The organism is [Anoxybacillus] calidus (assembly GCF_013760845.1).
Taxonomy (GTDB): domain Bacteria; phylum Bacillota; class Bacilli; order Bacillales; family Anoxybacillaceae; genus Paranoxybacillus; species Paranoxybacillus calidus.
Genome location: NZ_JACDUU010000016.1, coordinates 1 through 15,277 on the forward strand (window position 1 = coordinate 1; position 15,277 = coordinate 15,277).

15 protein-coding genes, 1 tRNA gene, 1 rRNA gene, 1 other RNA gene and 1 other annotated feature are annotated in these 15,277 nt (G+C 38.1%); of the genes, 14 read left to right on the top strand and 4 right to left on the bottom strand.

The features are described from left to right. Positions 1–88: ribosomal RNA gene (gene rrf, locus HNQ85_RS17145) — 5S ribosomal RNA — on the top strand; the annotation flags it as partial. Positions 89–148: 60 nt separating this feature from the next. Here rrf and HNQ85_RS17150 read toward each other — a convergent pair. Then, entirely contained in the window at positions 149–1,135 is a 987-nt protein-coding gene (locus HNQ85_RS17150) for a YaaC family protein (RefSeq protein ID WP_181538920.1), read from the bottom strand. 129 nt (positions 1,136–1,264) lie between these two features. Here HNQ85_RS17150 and guaB point away from each other — a divergent pair, with 129 nt between their 5' ends. The 6 genes from guaB (at position 1,265) to HNQ85_RS17180 (ending at position 7,762) form a co-directional block, all read left to right on the top strand. Next, positions 1,265–2,731, top strand: coding sequence for an IMP dehydrogenase (gene guaB, locus HNQ85_RS17155; protein WP_181538921.1), 1,467 nt, complete (start codon positions 1,265–1,267; stop codon positions 2,729–2,731). Between the two features lie 137 nt (positions 2,732–2,868). Continuing rightward, a complete protein-coding gene (locus HNQ85_RS17160) occupies positions 2,869–4,185 on the top strand; it encodes a serine hydrolase (RefSeq protein WP_343046581.1) in 1,317 nt (438 codons plus the stop codon). Between the two features lie 281 nt (positions 4,186–4,466). Then, positions 4,467–5,351 carry a pyridoxal 5'-phosphate synthase lyase subunit PdxS gene (pdxS, locus tag HNQ85_RS17165; RefSeq protein WP_181538923.1) on the top strand — a complete coding sequence of 295 codons (885 nt, stop codon included), beginning with the start codon at positions 4,467–4,469 and terminating at the stop codon, positions 5,349–5,351. Positions 5,352–5,368: 17 nt separating this feature from the next. Then, positions 5,369–5,947 (top strand): pyridoxal 5'-phosphate synthase glutaminase subunit PdxT, encoded by a 579-nt coding sequence (gene pdxT, locus HNQ85_RS17170; RefSeq protein ID WP_181538924.1) that lies wholly within the window; start codon positions 5,369–5,371, stop codon positions 5,945–5,947. 58 nt (positions 5,948–6,005) lie between these two features. Then, positions 6,006–6,223, top strand: a binding site (T-box leader). Between the two features lie 74 nt (positions 6,224–6,297). Next, positions 6,298–7,572 carry a serine--tRNA ligase gene (serS, locus tag HNQ85_RS17175; RefSeq protein ID WP_181538925.1) on the top strand — a complete coding sequence of 425 codons (1,275 nt, stop codon included), beginning with the start codon at positions 6,298–6,300 and terminating at the stop codon, positions 7,570–7,572. Positions 7,573–7,669: 97 nt separating this feature from the next. Further along, positions 7,670–7,762 (top strand) — tRNA-Ser (locus HNQ85_RS17180). Between the two features lie 133 nt (positions 7,763–7,895). Here HNQ85_RS17180 and HNQ85_RS17185 read toward each other — a convergent pair. From HNQ85_RS17185 to HNQ85_RS17195, 3 genes are all read right to left on the bottom strand, one after another. Continuing rightward, positions 7,896–8,564, bottom strand: coding sequence for a deoxynucleoside kinase (locus tag HNQ85_RS17185; RefSeq protein WP_181538926.1), 669 nt, complete (start codon positions 8,562–8,564; stop codon positions 7,896–7,898). Beyond that, positions 8,564–9,199 (bottom strand): deoxynucleoside kinase, encoded by a 636-nt coding sequence (locus HNQ85_RS17190; RefSeq protein WP_181538927.1) that lies wholly within the window; start codon positions 9,197–9,199, stop codon positions 8,564–8,566. The genes HNQ85_RS17185 and HNQ85_RS17190 overlap by 1 nt, the downstream gene beginning before the upstream one ends. A 137-nt stretch (positions 9,200–9,336) precedes the next feature. Continuing rightward, on the bottom strand, positions 9,337–10,623 hold the full coding sequence (locus HNQ85_RS17195) for a LysM peptidoglycan-binding domain-containing protein (RefSeq protein WP_181538928.1): 1,287 nt from the start codon (positions 10,621–10,623) through the stop codon (positions 9,337–9,339). 98 nt (positions 10,624–10,721) lie between these two features. Here HNQ85_RS17195 and tadA point away from each other — a divergent pair, with 98 nt between their 5' ends. The 7 genes from tadA to HNQ85_RS17230 all read left to right on the top strand — a co-directional run bounded on the left by tadA (position 10,722) and on the right by HNQ85_RS17230 (position 15,028). Continuing rightward, on the top strand, positions 10,722–11,225 hold the full coding sequence (gene tadA / locus HNQ85_RS17200) for a tRNA adenosine(34) deaminase TadA (RefSeq protein WP_181538929.1): 504 nt from the start codon (positions 10,722–10,724) through the stop codon (positions 11,223–11,225). 54 nt (positions 11,226–11,279) lie between these two features. After that, an RNA gene (ffs, locus tag HNQ85_RS17205) (signal recognition particle sRNA large type) lies at positions 11,280–11,544 on the top strand. A 144-nt stretch (positions 11,545–11,688) separates the two neighbouring features. Then, the gene (gene dnaX, locus HNQ85_RS17210) at positions 11,689–13,377 is read left to right on the top strand and encodes a DNA polymerase III subunit gamma/tau (protein WP_181538930.1); all 1,689 of its coding nucleotides are present in this window, start codon (positions 11,689–11,691) and stop codon (positions 13,375–13,377) included. A 21-nt stretch (positions 13,378–13,398) separates the two neighbouring features. After that, entirely contained in the window at positions 13,399–13,722 is a 324-nt protein-coding gene (locus tag HNQ85_RS17215) for a YbaB/EbfC family nucleoid-associated protein (protein ID WP_181538931.1), read from the top strand. Positions 13,723–13,733: 11 nt separating this feature from the next. Beyond that, entirely contained in the window at positions 13,734–14,330 is a 597-nt protein-coding gene (recR, locus tag HNQ85_RS17220; RefSeq protein ID WP_181538932.1) for a recombination mediator RecR, read from the top strand. Positions 14,331–14,356: 26 nt separating this feature from the next. Beyond that, positions 14,357–14,578, top strand: a complete 222-nt coding sequence (locus tag HNQ85_RS17225) for a DUF2508 family protein (RefSeq protein ID WP_181538933.1) — start codon at positions 14,357–14,359, stop codon at positions 14,576–14,578. A gap of 183 nt (positions 14,579–14,761) precedes the next feature. Beyond that, positions 14,762–15,028, top strand: a complete 267-nt coding sequence (locus tag HNQ85_RS17230; RefSeq protein ID WP_181538934.1) for a pro-sigmaK processing inhibitor BofA family protein — start codon at positions 14,762–14,764, stop codon at positions 15,026–15,028. The last annotated feature ends 249 nt before the right edge of the window (positions 15,029–15,277 follow it).

Consider the following 15,277-nt stretch of genomic DNA (forward strand, 5'->3'; position numbering starts at 1 on the left):
CGTTCCCATCCCGAACACGGAAGTTAAGCTCTCCAGCGCCGATGGTAGTTGGGGCCAGCGCCCCTGCGAGAGTAGGACGTTGCCAGGCGAATGAAGCAACAGAGGTTAAAACGATTTCGTTTTAACCTCTGTTTTTTTATATAGATTTTTAAACCTCAAATTTATCTAGTAAAAAATAATGAAGTAAAAAAGGAACTTTATCAGCTGTAACTGATAAAAATTTTATAATAAAAGGGTAGGCATCACTTGAATAGGAATGTAATAATTCATTCCACCATTCTGTTTCATAACGGCAAATCATACTTAAGTTATATAACAATAAGTAATGAGCAATAATCTCAGGTATTTTGAAAATTTCTGTTATATTAGTAGGCAATCTATAAGTTCTATCGTATATTCCATACAGAAAAGGTTCACAACTTAAAGGAGTTAATTTTTGTTTATTATCCATAGTTATGTGTATACAGGAAGAAGAACCCTCATCTTTTATCGAGATAATATTAAAAGAATACAGTTCTTTTGTTATGTATTCTTTAAAACGACCAAATGTCATATGATAATGATCTAAAATTTTTGCTGGGATCGTAATGTTTTGATTTAAATGGTCATGGCTTACGTCTAGAGATAAGTTTTCATTGTAATAAACTGCGAAAAGTTCATGAAGTTCATAAATTCTTTGTAACAATGTTCGCATTTGAAACTTTTCCCCCGATAAATGTTTCACATGAAACATTTTCTCTGAAAAGTGGGTAAATAATCCATGTTTTTGTGCTTTTACTTCGTCCTCAAAAAATTCATAGCTTTGTTTTTTTCTTTTTCTTGTTGATACTCCGTGGGCAAGCACTAATGTGGACTCGGGGTATTCAGGGTCGACGGTAAGCAGACAAGCTTTTAATAATTGAACCATCCCATAAAATAGTAGTACGGGTTTAATGGATAAAGGTGCATCTTTAGCAGTAGAATAAAAACTTTGCCCGTGTTCTAAATAATAAATAAATGGATAGCAGTTAGCATAACTTTTTTTAGCAGCATCTTGTCGCTCTTGTTTTATATAACAATGGTATAAAAATTTTTGTACTACATTAGTTGAGTGGAATAATGTCAATCTTCGCCAAATATCTATATAATCATTCATGTTTTTTTCTCCTCCTTGTGTCATATTGTCGGATTTTACTGAAAAATTTTAAATTTTGTCGATTCCTTGACAGTATTTTAACCAGTTGTTAATCTACTAATAATATTTCCTAATGTGGGGGGAGAAAACATGTGGGAATCTAAATTTGTTAAAGAAGGTTTAACATTTGATGATGTTCTTCTTATTCCTGCAAAATCAGAAGTGTTACCGCGCGATGTTGATGTCACTGTAAAATTAAGTGATACCTTGCAGCTTAATATTCCAATTATTAGTGCCGGAATGGATACTGTTACAGAGGCAGAAATGGCCATTGCGATGGCGCGTCAAGGCGGCTTAGGAATTATTCATAAAAATATGTCGATTGAGCAGCAGGCTGAACAAGTAGATAAAGTAAAACGTTCAGAAAGAGGAGTTATTACAGATCCATTCTTTTTAACTCCTGAACATCAAGTGTATGATGCAGAGCATTTGATGGGGAAATATCGCATTTCTGGTGTACCAATTGTAAATAATGAGGTAGAACAAAAGCTGGTTGGTATTATTACGAACCGTGATTTACGTTTTATTCAAGATTATTCAATGAAAATATCAGATGTCATGACGAAAGAAAATTTAATTACTGCTCCAGTAGGAACAACATTAGAGGAAGCAGAGAAAATCTTGCAAAAATACAAGGTGGAAAAGCTACCGCTTGTTGATGAAAATGGCGTTCTTAAAGGACTCATTACGATAAAAGATATTGAAAAAGTGATTGAGTTTCCTAATTCCGCAAAAGATGCAAAAGGTCGTCTACTTGTTGGAGCAGCTGTCGGGGTTACTGCTGATACAATGATTCGTGTGAAAAAGTTAGTTGAAGCGAATGTAGATGTCATTGTTGTTGATACCGCTCATGGACATTCAAAAGGAGTATTAGAAACAGTTCGCAAAATTCGTCAAGAGTATCCTGAGTTAAATATTATCGCTGGTAATGTCGCGACAGCTGAAGCGACTCGTGACTTAATTGAGGCAGGAGCTAATATCATTAAAGTGGGAATTGGTCCTGGTTCAATCTGTACGACACGTGTTGTCGCTGGTGTTGGAGTACCACAAATTACAGCCATTTATGACTGTGCGACAGAAGCAAGAAAACATGGGGTTCCTATTATTGCAGATGGTGGAATTAAATATTCTGGAGATATTGTAAAGGCTCTAGCAGCAGGGGCTCATGCTGTTATGCTCGGAAGTTTATTGGCAGGAGTTACGGAGAGCCCAGGAGAAACAGAGATTTATCAAGGGCGACGATTTAAAGTATATCGAGGTATGGGTTCAGTCGCAGCAATGGAAAAAGGAAGCAAAGACCGTTATTTCCAAGAAGATAATAAAAAATTTGTTCCAGAGGGAATTGAAGGACGTGTTCCATATAAAGGACCTTTGGCTGATACGATTTATCAATTAGTTGGCGGTTTACGTTCTGGAATGGGATATTGTGGCACAAAGAACTTAGAAGAATTACGAGAAAAAACACAATTTGTTCGCATGACTGGTGCAGGATTGCGTGAAAGTCATCCTCATGATGTGCAAATTACGAAAGAAGCACCAAATTACTCTCTCTCCTAATATATCTATATTCCTAACTTCGACAGAGGAAAATTCCTCTGTCTATTTTTTTGACAGAGAGTGTGTTAAAATAACGTTTGTGTAAGGGAGGTTTTAAAGTGAAAAGTTTATGGCATAAAAGTTTAATCTTAAGTCTCATCACTATTTTTTGCTTAGCAAGCATTTTACCGTTAAATCGAGCAGAAGCGGCACAAGATCCATTGAACATTGAGGCAGATGCTGCTATTTTAGTGGAAGCGAAAACGGGGAAAATTTTATATCAAAAAAATATTGATGCAGTACTTGGGATTGCCAGCATGACGAAAATGATGACGGAGTATTTATTGTTAGAGGCAATCAAAGAAAAGAGAGTACAGTGGGACCAAGAATATACGGTAAGCGATTATGTGTATAAAATCTCGCAAAATCGTGATTTATCGAATGTCCCTTTACGTAAGGATGGAAAATATACTGTCCGCGAACTTTACGAAGCAATGGCGATTTATTCTGCTAATGCTGCGACGGTTGCTATTGCTGAAGTTGTTGCCGGCTCTGAAGAAAATTTCGTAAAAATGATGAACGAAAAAGCTAGAGAGCTTGGGCTTAAAGATTATAAATTTGTCAATGCGACTGGACTAAATAACCGAGATTTACAAGGATTACATCCTAAAGGAAGCGATGAAAACGCAGAAAATGTGATGTCAGCAAGGGCGGTAGCTACGTTAGCATATCACTTATTGAACGAATATCCTGAAATTCTTAAAACAACAAGTATTCCAAAGAAAACGTTTAGAGAAGGAACTGATGATGAAATTAAAATGGATAACTGGAACTGGATGTTACCAGGTTTAGTCTATTCCTATGAAGGTGTGGACGGAATAAAGACAGGATATACAGAGTTCGCTGGCTACTGCTTTACTGGCACAGCAGAAAGAAACGGCATTCGTTTTATAACAGTTGTCATGAATGCCAAAACAGATGGACAAGCCACATATAAAGCGCGCTTTGAAGAAACAAGAAAGCTGCTTGATTATGGTTTTAGCAATTATTCTATGAAAGAGTTATATCCGGCTGGATATCAAATAAAAGGTAAGTCTACATTACCTGTTACAAAAGGAAAAGAAAAATCTGTACAAATTGAAACGAAAGAACCGCTCTCTGTCGTTGTAAAAAACGGTCAAGAAAAGACTTGGGAACCGGTATACGTCATTGATAAGAAGAAGTTGACAAAAGAAGGCGAATTAACTGCTCCAGTGAAAAAGGGAGAAAAGGTCGGATATATGACTGTCAAGTATAAAGGAGAAGATGATTACGGCTATTTAACTCCTGAAGGAGAAAAAGCGGTTCAAGTTGATCTAGTTGCTTCGAAAGACGTCGAAAAGGCCAATTGGTTTGTATTAACAATTAGAGGAATTGGTGGATTATTTAGTGACGTTTGGATGAGTGTCGTAAAAACTGTAAAAGGTTGGTTTTAACAAAAGAGGTTGACCCTAAAGTAAAGTGTTGGACCCCACAAACATAATATATTCGGACATAGCATTGGATAAGAATACGATATTATGGGATTATACGTGAGGTCAGACACTGATGGGGCAACCTCTTTTCAATATCTTTTTTATTTTTATTATGATTTTTTAAAAAATTAAGGTAAAATAAAAATGTAGCTATTAAAAAACAAAGATTTTTTATTGTGAATTTGTTTGTTTTTCAGTACAATATTCACAATTACTACATACATAATCGGGAGGAATCATAAGTGGCAATTACAGGAACTGACCGTGTGAAACGTGGAATGGCAGAAATGCAAAAAGGCGGCGTCATTATGGACGTTGTAAATGCAGAGCAGGCAAAAATTGCAGAAGCTGCTGGAGCGGTAGCTGTTATGGCATTAGAGCGCGTTCCAGCTGATATTCGTGCAGCGGGTGGAGTCGCGCGTATGGCAGATCCGACTGTTATCGAAGAAGTGATGAAGGCAGTTTCGATTCCAGTAATGGCGAAAGCGCGCATCGGACATTATGTGGAAGCGCGTGTTCTGGAAGCGCTAGGTGTTGACTATATTGACGAGAGTGAAGTATTAACTCCTGCTGATGAGGAGTTCCATATTGATAAACGTAAATTTACTGTTCCATTTGTTTGCGGTTGCCGTGATTTAGGGGAAGCAGCCCGCCGTATTGCTGAAGGTGCTTCTATGCTTCGTACAAAAGGTGAGCCAGGTACGGGGAATATTGTAGAAGCGGTTCGTCATATGCGCAAAGTGAATGCGCAAGTTCGTAAAGTAGTGAGCATGAGTGAAGATGAGTTAATGACAGAAGCGAAAAACTTAGGAGCACCGTTTGAGGTGTTATTGGAGATTAAACGTTTAGGACGCCTCCCGGTTGTAAACTTTGCGGCTGGAGGAATCGCAACACCTGCTGATGCGGCGTTAATGATGCATTTAGGAGCGGATGGTGTATTTGTCGGTTCTGGTATTTTTAAATCAGAAAATCCGGAAAAGTATGCGCGTGCCATTGTAGAAGCGACTACTCATTATGAGGATTATGAGTTGATTGCACATCTGTCTAAAGGTTTAGGCGGAGCGATGAAAGGAATTGATATTTCTGCATTATTACCTGAACAACGTATGCAAGAGCGTGGCTGGTAATTAAAGGGGTAGACATTATGGTGAAAATCGGAGTTCTAGGCTTGCAAGGTGCAGTTCGCGAACATGTAAAATCAATCGAAGCGTGCGGTGCGGAAGCTGTTGTTGTAAAAAAGGTAGAACAACTAGGAAATATCGATGGCTTAATTCTCCCAGGCGGGGAAAGTACAACAATGCGCCGCCTTATGGACAAGTATGGTTTTATCGAACCGTTACGTGAGTTTGCCGCTAATGGGAAACCAATGTTTGGTACTTGCGCTGGATTAATTATTTTGGCAAAGAAAATTGTTGGTTATGCTGAGCCACATCTTGGGTTGATGGACATTACGGTGGAGCGCAATTCGTTTGGGCGTCAACGTGAAAGTTTTGAAGCAAAATTATCGATTACAGGTATTGCTGATGATTTTATCGGTGTGTTTATTCGCGCTCCTCATATCGTTGAAGTTGGCGAAGATGTTGAGATTTTAGCCAAACATGATGATCGAATTGTCGCGGCAAGACAAGGACAATTTTTAGGTTGTTCGTTCCATCCGGAATTGACAGATGACCATCGTGTGACACAGTATTTTATTAATATGGTTAAAGAGTCTAAAGAATAAAATAGTTGCATCTCATGCAAACTTATAGTACATTATTTTTACTAAAAATTTCATTACGGTGAAAACGATGAAAGGAACTAGTAGCAAGATGTTTTCTCTTTAGAGAGTCGGTGGTTGGTGCAAACCGATGGGAAACGCTTGTGAATCCATCCTTGAGTGAAATGCCGAACGCTTTAAAGCAAGTAAGCATTTTCGGTGCAAAGCCGTTATCTGTTTGAGCGGAAGACATTTTGTCTTCAATTAGGGTGGCAACGCGGGTGTACTCTCGTCCCTTAGTTTGGGGCGAGAGTTTTTTATTTTATAAAAGAGATTTTTTATTTATAAAATTAATGATAAGGAGGAGAATAGAGATGTTAGATGTAAAATTTTTACGCGCTAATTTTCAAGAAGTAAAAGAAAAATTAAAACATCGCGGTGAAGATCTAACCGATTTTGAACGTTTCGAAGAGTTGGATAGAAAACGTCGTGAATTAATTGCTCAAGCAGAGGAGTTAAAAAGCAAGCGCAATGAAGTATCACAACAAATCGCGGTGTTAAAGCGTGAGAAAAAAGATGCAGAGCATTTAATTGCAGAAATGCGCGAGGTTGGCGATCGCATCAAAGTGTTGGATGATGAACTTCGTCAAGTAGAAGAGACATTGGAAACATTGCTATTATCTATTCCAAATATTCCGCATGAATCTGTTCCAGTCGGTGAATCAGAAGAGGATAATGTGGAAATTCGCAAATGGGGAGAGCCGCGCCAATTTTCGTTTGAACCGAAGCCGCATTGGGAAATTGCTGAGAAACTTGGCATTTTAGATTTTGAGCGGGCTGCAAAAGTAACAGGAAGTCGTTTTGTATTTTATAAAGGTTTAGGTGCCCGTTTAGAGCGTGCATTAATTAATTTTATGCTTGATTTACATGTAGAGGAGCATGGGTATCAAGAAGTGTTGCCACCTTATCTTGTCAATCGCGCAAGCATGACAGGAACAGGTCAATTGCCGAAATTTGAAGAAGATGCTTTCCGCATTGAAAGTGAAGATTACTTCCTTATTCCGACTGCGGAGGTGCCTGTCACGAACTTACATCGTGATGAAATTTTATCTGCTGACGATTTACCAATTAACTATGTTGCCTACAGTGGATGTTTCCGTTCTGAAGCTGGATCTGCTGGTCGAGACACAAGAGGATTAATTCGCCAACATCAATTTAATAAAGTTGAGCTCGTGAAGTTTGTCAAGCCGGAAGATTCTTATGAGGAATTAGAAAAACTAACAGGTCATGCAGAAAAGGTATTGCAGCTACTCGGTCTACCTTATCGTGTAATGAGCATGTGTACTGGCGACTTAGGATTTACAGCAGCGAAGAAATACGATATTGAAGTATGGTTACCAAGCTATGGGACATATCGTGAAATTTCTTCTTGCAGTAACTTTGAAGCTTTCCAAGCACGCCGGGCAAACATTCGTTTCCGTCGCGACCCGAAAGCAAAACCAGAACATGTTCATACATTGAATGGTTCCGGTTTAGCTATCGGACGAACAGTGGCAGCGATTTTAGAAAATTACCAGCAAGAAGATGGGACAGTTATTATTCCTGAAGTGTTACGTCCTTATATGGGAAATAAAGAGATTATTAAGTAATGGAGATGGGGAGAGTGCTGATCCTCTCCCCGTAAAAAAAATTAAAAAATCTATTGACTTCTGAAATATAAAATGCTATATTAAATGGTGTCGATAAGGAGGAGTACCCAAGTCTGGCTGAAGGGGTCGGTCTTGAAAACCGAGAGGCGTCGAAAGGCGCGCGGGGGTTCGAATCCCTCCTCCTCCGCCATAAAGAAGTTAGAAAACACCACAGCGCATAAATGGAGATTGTATTGAAACAATTCGTTACGTTTTGTAACGAATTTTTTATTTGTCTCTTAAAAAGAGAGGGTGCCCAAAAGGTTGACTTTTGGGACACCCTCTTATCTTTTTAGGTTGCGGTATTGATTTAACATATAAGAAATTTTCTCAACAATAGGTTCAATAGAATGTTCATTTTCAACAATATCATAATCATTAATATTAATGCGCAGAACAGGACAAGCATTAAAGCTATTAATCCATTGCTCATATCTTTCATGCATTTCTTTCCAGTATTCGACTGGAGTTTGCTGTTCCATTGGACGTCCGCGTTCGCGAATTCGTGCAAGGATATCCTCAAAGCTTCCCTCTAAATAAATAAGTAAATCTGGATGAGGAAAATAAGGGGTCATCACCATTGCTTCGAATAAGCTTGTATATGTTTCGTAATCAACTTTTGTCATTGTTCCTTTTTCAAAATGCATTTTTGCGAAGATTCCTGTATCTTCATAAATAGAACGGTCTTGGACAAAACCGCCGCCATATTCAAAAATTCTTTTTTGTTCTTTAAAGCGTTCTGCTAAAAAATAAATTTGTAGATGAAAACTCCAACGGTGAAAATCAGCGTAAAATTTGTCTAAATACGGATTTGTATCGACCTTTTCAAAAGAGGTTCGAAAATTTAATGCTTTTGCGAGTGCTTTGGTCATTGTCGACTTTCCAACCCCGACCGTTCCAGCAATCGTGATAACAGCATCGCTAGGAATGTTATATTTCTCTCTTAAGTTCATTACAGTTGACTCCTTTTTAATACATTTTCTAATTGCATAAGAATATAATTTAAATCCTCTTTTTTCTGTACGAAATCAAGTTGATCTCCGTTAAAACGAAGCACGGGAATGTGAGGATTAGATTTTTCAAATAAAGCCATTGTTTGTTCATAGGCAGTTGATAATTGCTTCAAATATGTTGGGTCGATATTTTTTTCAAATTCTCTGCCTCTCATTTCAATGCGTTGTAGCAGTGTATCGAGACTTGCGTTTAAGTAAATAATTACATTCGGTTGCGGCATATCTTCTGTAAGAATATCGTATATTTTTAAATATTTTTTATATTGTTGTTCTTTTAACGTTCTTTCCGCGAAAATTAAATTTTTTAAAATATGATAGTCTGCAACAACTGGCTTTTGTTTTTTGATAAAATCGCGGTCAATATCTTCGAGTTGTTTATACCGATTACAAAGGAAGAACATCTCGGTTTGGAAACTCCACTCTTCAATATTTTCATAAAATTTACCGAGAAATGGATTTTCATCAACAATTTCTTTTAATAGATGATAACCGAATTGTTCAGAAATTGCTTTTGCAAGCGAGGTTTTTCCGACCCCAATTGGTCCTTCCACCGTAATAAACGGCGCTTTGCTCATTGCGTTGGCCCTCCTTTATCCTAAACAAGACGTCCATTAAACAGACAAACTCTATTTTAACATAGACATTCGAAAGATAGGGAAGGGAATATTCTTCAGAAAAGAAAAAAACACCTGTTATCAGGTGTTTTTTCATTTTATCTTTTAACGACATTAAAGTTATTGGTAATAAGAAGCCAGTTTTGAGGGAAGGATAAACCTAATTTCCAATAGCTTACTCCGCGCAATCCTAACTCTTTTACTAAATTAAACTTTGCTTGAATGGAGCGAGCATCTTCAAACCAAACTTTATGTTCTTTTCCAGATCTATCTTTATAATTAAAATGTGGAGCTTGAGCTCTAGTGTCATATTGAATAGGAACATTGTATTCATCGGCAAGTTGAATGGCTTGCTGCGGACTGATGGCTCTTGCATACTGTCCCCCTGGAACATATGGAAGCGTCCAGTCGTATCCATATAAATTTTGTCCCATCATAATTTTGGAAGCAGGCATTTCTGTAATAGCATATTCTAATACCTCCCGGACAGGTCCGATCGGTGATACAGGCATTGGAGGTCCTCCGCTATAGCCCCATTCATACGTCATAATGACGACAAAATCAACGATTTGTCCATGTGCACGGTAGTCATGCGCTTCATACCAACGCCCCTTTTGTGTCGCGCTTCTTTTTGGAGCAAGAGCGGTAGACATAAGCCATCCTTCACGTTCGAACCGTTGTTTCGCTTTGCGTAAAAAGGCATTATACGCCTCTCTGTCAGCTGGACGTAAATATTCCATATCGAAATGAATGTCGCGGAACCCATATTTTTTAGCTGTCGCGACAATATTATCAAGGAGACGATTTTGTAGTTCTTCATTGTTTAAAATAATCCGCCCAAGCTCATCGCTAAATTGGTCATTTTCAAGGTTGGTTACGACCATCATAAGCGTCACATTATTGGCGCGGGCAATGGCCGGAAAGTTATTTAACAACGGCTCTTTTAATGTGCCATTTCGTTGAATTTGAAAGCTAAATGGAGCTAAGTATGTTAAATAAGGAGCAGCTTCACGAGCGCTTGCTTCTAATGATGGGCTAACAGTAGTCCCACGAGGTTCTACATAACCGTTAAATTCTGCATTTCTTTTTGCGCGTTGAGGTATATATAAGCGTTGCCCTATTTGCAATGGACGATTAAGGGGAATGCGATTAATCTGTGCGAGTTGTTGAGGTGTAGTACCAAATCGACGAGAAATAGACCAAAGGTTGTCTCCGCGTTGTACCCAATAAAAACTACCAGTAATCGGAATGACTATTGCTTGGCCGACGACTAGTGAATTCGGATTAGGCAACTCGTTTGCTCTTATAATCTCTTCCACTGTTGTACTATACGCTTGTGCAATTCCTGTTAACGTTTGTCCTTGCTGTACAACATGAATTTGCATATTCTTCTATTCTCCCTCCCTAGTTGCTTCTCTCGCTTTTCCTATTTTATGATTAGAGCGGGAAGTAAATGACGTTATTTTGATTAAGGAGTTTCATTATGAAAAGCGATGAATATTATATGCATTTAGCCATTGAAGAAGCGAAAAAAGCAGAGAAAATTGGTGAAGTGCCAATTGGAGCAATCATCGTAAAGGATGGAGAAATCATTGCTAGAGCCCATAATTTGCGGGAGAGAGACCAACGCTCTATTGCCCATGCAGAGCTATTAGCCATTGACGAGGCTTGCAAGGCACTCGGCTCATGGCGCTTAGAAGGAGCAACATTATATGTTACACTTGAACCTTGTGCCATGTGTGCAGGAGCTATTGTTCTTTCACGGATTGAAAAAGTTGTTTTTGGAGCAAGCGACCCAAAAGGCGGTTGCGCAGGTACGCTCATGAATTTATTGCAAGAAGAGAGATTTAATCACCAAGCAGAGGTCGTTAGCGGTGTGCTTAAAGAAGAATGTGGTCAAATGCTAAGTGATTTTTTTCGAAAAATACGAATGAAGAAGAAACAACAAAAAAGGGACAATGAAATGATTGGAGATCATTCCAAATAATTGACAATCTATATTCGTTGCATTTTTTTTAAAAACAATATATACTTATATTTACCGTGCTAAGCGGGGAGGTAGCGGTGCCCTGTACTCGCAATCCGCTCTAGCGAGGCCGAATCCCTTCTCGAGGTTAGTTTGTTGTAGGGTCTGTCTCAAGTAAGTGGTGTTGACGTTTGGGTCCCACGCAATGGGATTCCGTGAACCCTGTCAGGTCCGGAAGGAAGCAGCAGTAAGCGGACTCTCCCATGTGCCGTGGGGTTGCCTGGACCGAGCTAACTGCTTGAGCAACGCCTATGGCAACTAATCGACAGAAGGTGCACGGTAATTTTATACATAAGCTGTTAAAAACTCACTCATTTTTGAGTGAGTTTTTTTATTAGGTCTAGAATTTATTTTTTAGTTATTTTGAAAAACATTTAATCCATTATATAATAAATAAGATGAGAGGAAAGAGGAGGGCAATTTCGTGACTTATCAAGCTTTATACCGTGTTTTTCGGCCGCAATGTTTTTCGGATGTTGTCGGTCAAGAACACGTGACAAAAACATTACAAAATGCCCTGCTTCAACAAAAAATATCACATGCTTATCTTTTTTCTGGTCCGCGTGGAACAGGAAAAACAAGTGCTGCGAAAATTTTTGCGAAAGCAGTAAACTGTGAAAAGGCACCAACGGCTGAGCCATGTAATGAATGTCCGACATGTATTGGCATTACTAATGGTTCGATTCCGGATGTACTCGAAATTGACGCAGCTTCTAATAACGGGGTCGATGAAATACGAGATATTCGTGAAAAGGTAAAATTTGCACCAAGCTCTGTTCGTTATAAAGTATATATTATTGATGAAGTGCATATGTTATCTATCGGTGCTTTTAATGCTTTGCTAAAGACATTAGAAGAACCGCCTAGACATGCCATTTTTATTCTAGCGACAACAGAGCCGCATAAAATCCCGTTGACGATTATATCTAGGTGCCAGCGTTTCGATTTTCGCAGCATTCAACCCCAGGCTATTGTTTCGCGACTGAAACAAGTTGTTGATAAGCAAAATATTAGAGCTTCTGATCAAGCGCTATTTACTATCGCCCGAGCAGCAGATGGAGGGATGCGTGACGCTTTAAGTTTGCTTGACCAAGCCATTTCCTTCAGCGATGAGGAAATTTTGCTTGAAGATGTGCTTTCTATTACAGGCTCAGTGTCACAGCTTGCGTTAGCTCGACTCATTCACTCCATCTATGAAAAAGATGTATCAGGTGCATTGCTGTCATTAGAAGAGTTAATGAATCAAGGGAAGGACCCAAATCGCTTAGTTGAGGACTTAATTTTTTATTATCGAGACATGCTTCTGTATAAAACGGCGCCTCATCTTGAAGAAGTGATTGAGAGGGTTGTTATTGATGAAGATTTTAAACGGCTTGCCGAATTAATACCAGTATCAGCTATTTATGAAGCAATTGAGGCACTTAACAAGAGTCAACAAGAAATGAAATGGACAAATCATCCCCGTATTTTTTTAGAAGTTGCTTTAGTGAAGCTTTGTCACCAAGAACATGCACATTTATCCCATCAATCGGTAGAGCTTCAGCCTCTTGTCGAAAAAATAGCAAAGCTGGAAGCGGAAATTAATCGCTTAAAAGAAAATGGCACTTTAATAAAAGCACAGGAAGCAACATCACAACCAAAACGCGTTCAAAAGGTAACTAGAAGTGGTTACAAAACTCCGGTTGGCCGTATTTATGAAATATTAAAACAAGCAACTCATCAAGATTTATCTCTTGTTAAAAGCCATTGGGCCGAGATGCTAGAAATTTTGAAAAAGCAAAACAAAGTATCCCATGCAGCTTTATTGCAGGAAAGTGAACCAGTAGCAGCTAGCCCAAATGCGTTTATCCTAAAATTTAAATATGAAATTCATTGTAAAATGGCAGCTGAAAACAACAATCATGTAAAAGATAATCTTGAAGCGATTTTATTCGATTTAACAAATAAGCGATTTGAAATGGTTGCTGTTCCTGATGAGGAATGGGGAAAGATAAGGGAAGAGTTTATCCGAGAAAAAGGAGTTCATCGCGAAAAGGAAGAAGCTCAAGAAGACCCTCTAATCGCAGAAGCAAAAAAGCTATTTGGCGAAAATTTGGTTGAAATTGTGGAGTAAAGTTTAAGGGAGGAATATACAATGATGCGTGGAATGGGAAATATGCAAAAAATGATGAAACAAATGCAAAAAATGCAAAAAGAGATGCAAAAAGCACAAGAGGAACTGGGACAAAAGACGGTTGAAGGTACTGCTGGTGGCGGCATGGTTACCGTGATTGCAAACGGACATAAAGAAATCCTTGAAATCAAAATTAAAGAAGAAGTTGTTGATCCTGAAGATATCGAAATGCTACAAGATTTAGTGTTGGCTGCAACAAATGATGCACTAAAAAAGGCGGATGATTTAACGGCAGAAACGATGGGGCAATTTACAAAAGGATTGAACATACCAGGCTTGTTCTAGGGGGATTTTACATGCATTATCCTGAGCCGATATCGAAATTAATCGATAGTTTTATGAAACTGCCAGGAATCGGACCTAAAACGGCCGTTCGTCTGGCTTTTTTTGTACTTAATATGAAAGAAGATACAGTATTAGACTTTGCAAAGGCTTTAGTAAATGCGAAAAGAAACTTAACATATTGTTCATCATGCGGTCACATTACGGATAGAGATCCATGCTATATCTGTGAAGATGAGAGACGTGATAGAACAACAATATGTGTTGTTCAAGATCCAAAAGATGTTATTGCGATGGAAAAAATGAAAGAATATAACGGACTTTATCACGTGTTACATGGGGCGATTTCGCCAATGGATGGAATTGGCCCAGAAGATATAAAAATTCCAGAATTATTGAAAAGACTTCAAGATGATACAGTTCAAGAAGTGATTTTAGCGACTAATCCAAATATTGAAGGAGAAGCAACAGCGATGTATATATCGCGATTGTTAAAACCAACTGGGATTAAAATTACAAGAATTGCTCATGGTTTACCAGTTGGGGGAGATTTAGAGTACGCAGATGAAGTTACTCTTTCTAAAGCTCTTGAAGGTCGAAGAGAATTATAGAAAGACTGTGCATTGAGGTGAAAATGGTGCTTTGGCGTCGAAAGGGTTGGCTCAAAAAAGAGTTTGACAAAAAATTAATCGAAGAACTTGAGACGGTCAAAAATGAATGGTTGAAGCAAAGAAATCTTGTCGAAAAGGTTGTAGAACCTTCAGAAGCGGTGCTAGTTGACTTAAAAATTGCTGAAGCAAAGTATTTTTTTCTTATTAAGGAAGCTAAACGTCGTCGTATATCAATAAAAAGAGGCTGACCCATCAGTGTCTGACCTCACGTGCATTTCGCAATATATAGTTCATTGCTCCAATGTGATGTCCTATATATCGTGTTGTGAGGTCTGACACTTTTCTTTTGGATCAGTCTCTTTTATTTTTTGTTCTTTTTTTGTTTTGAATTCATATTTTTTAGTACAAGTATGAAAAAAGGAGAGAACAAAATGGAACCAAAAGTAGTGATTATGATTTTGTTAGGATTAATTATTTTATTATTATTAATAGGAACTCCTTTAAAACCGGTTCGTTTAATCGGACAAGGAATGATAAAACTTGTAATTGGAGCCTTGTTTCTTTTTGTAGCTAATGCTATTGGGAGTTCGTTTGATATTCATGTTCCAATCAATTTGCTGACATCAGCTGTTTCAGGATTTTTAGGTATTCCTGGTCTTGTTGCTTTAATTGTTATTGAAAAGTATATTATTTTTTAAAAAGGCGGCAAAAAAGCCGTTTTTTTTATTAAAAAAAGTGTTGACTAATTATTTTTAAGCTGTTATAGTTAATAACGTCGTTGTTGAAAGTTAAAAAAACAAAAATTAATTGTTGACAACGATTTTTAAAGTGATTATAATTTAAAAAGTGTGCTAAGTTCCTTGAAAACTGAACAAAACGCAAGCATCAACGTCAATTTGCTAGGTATATAACTTTATTGGAGAGTTTGATCCTGGCTCAGGACGAAC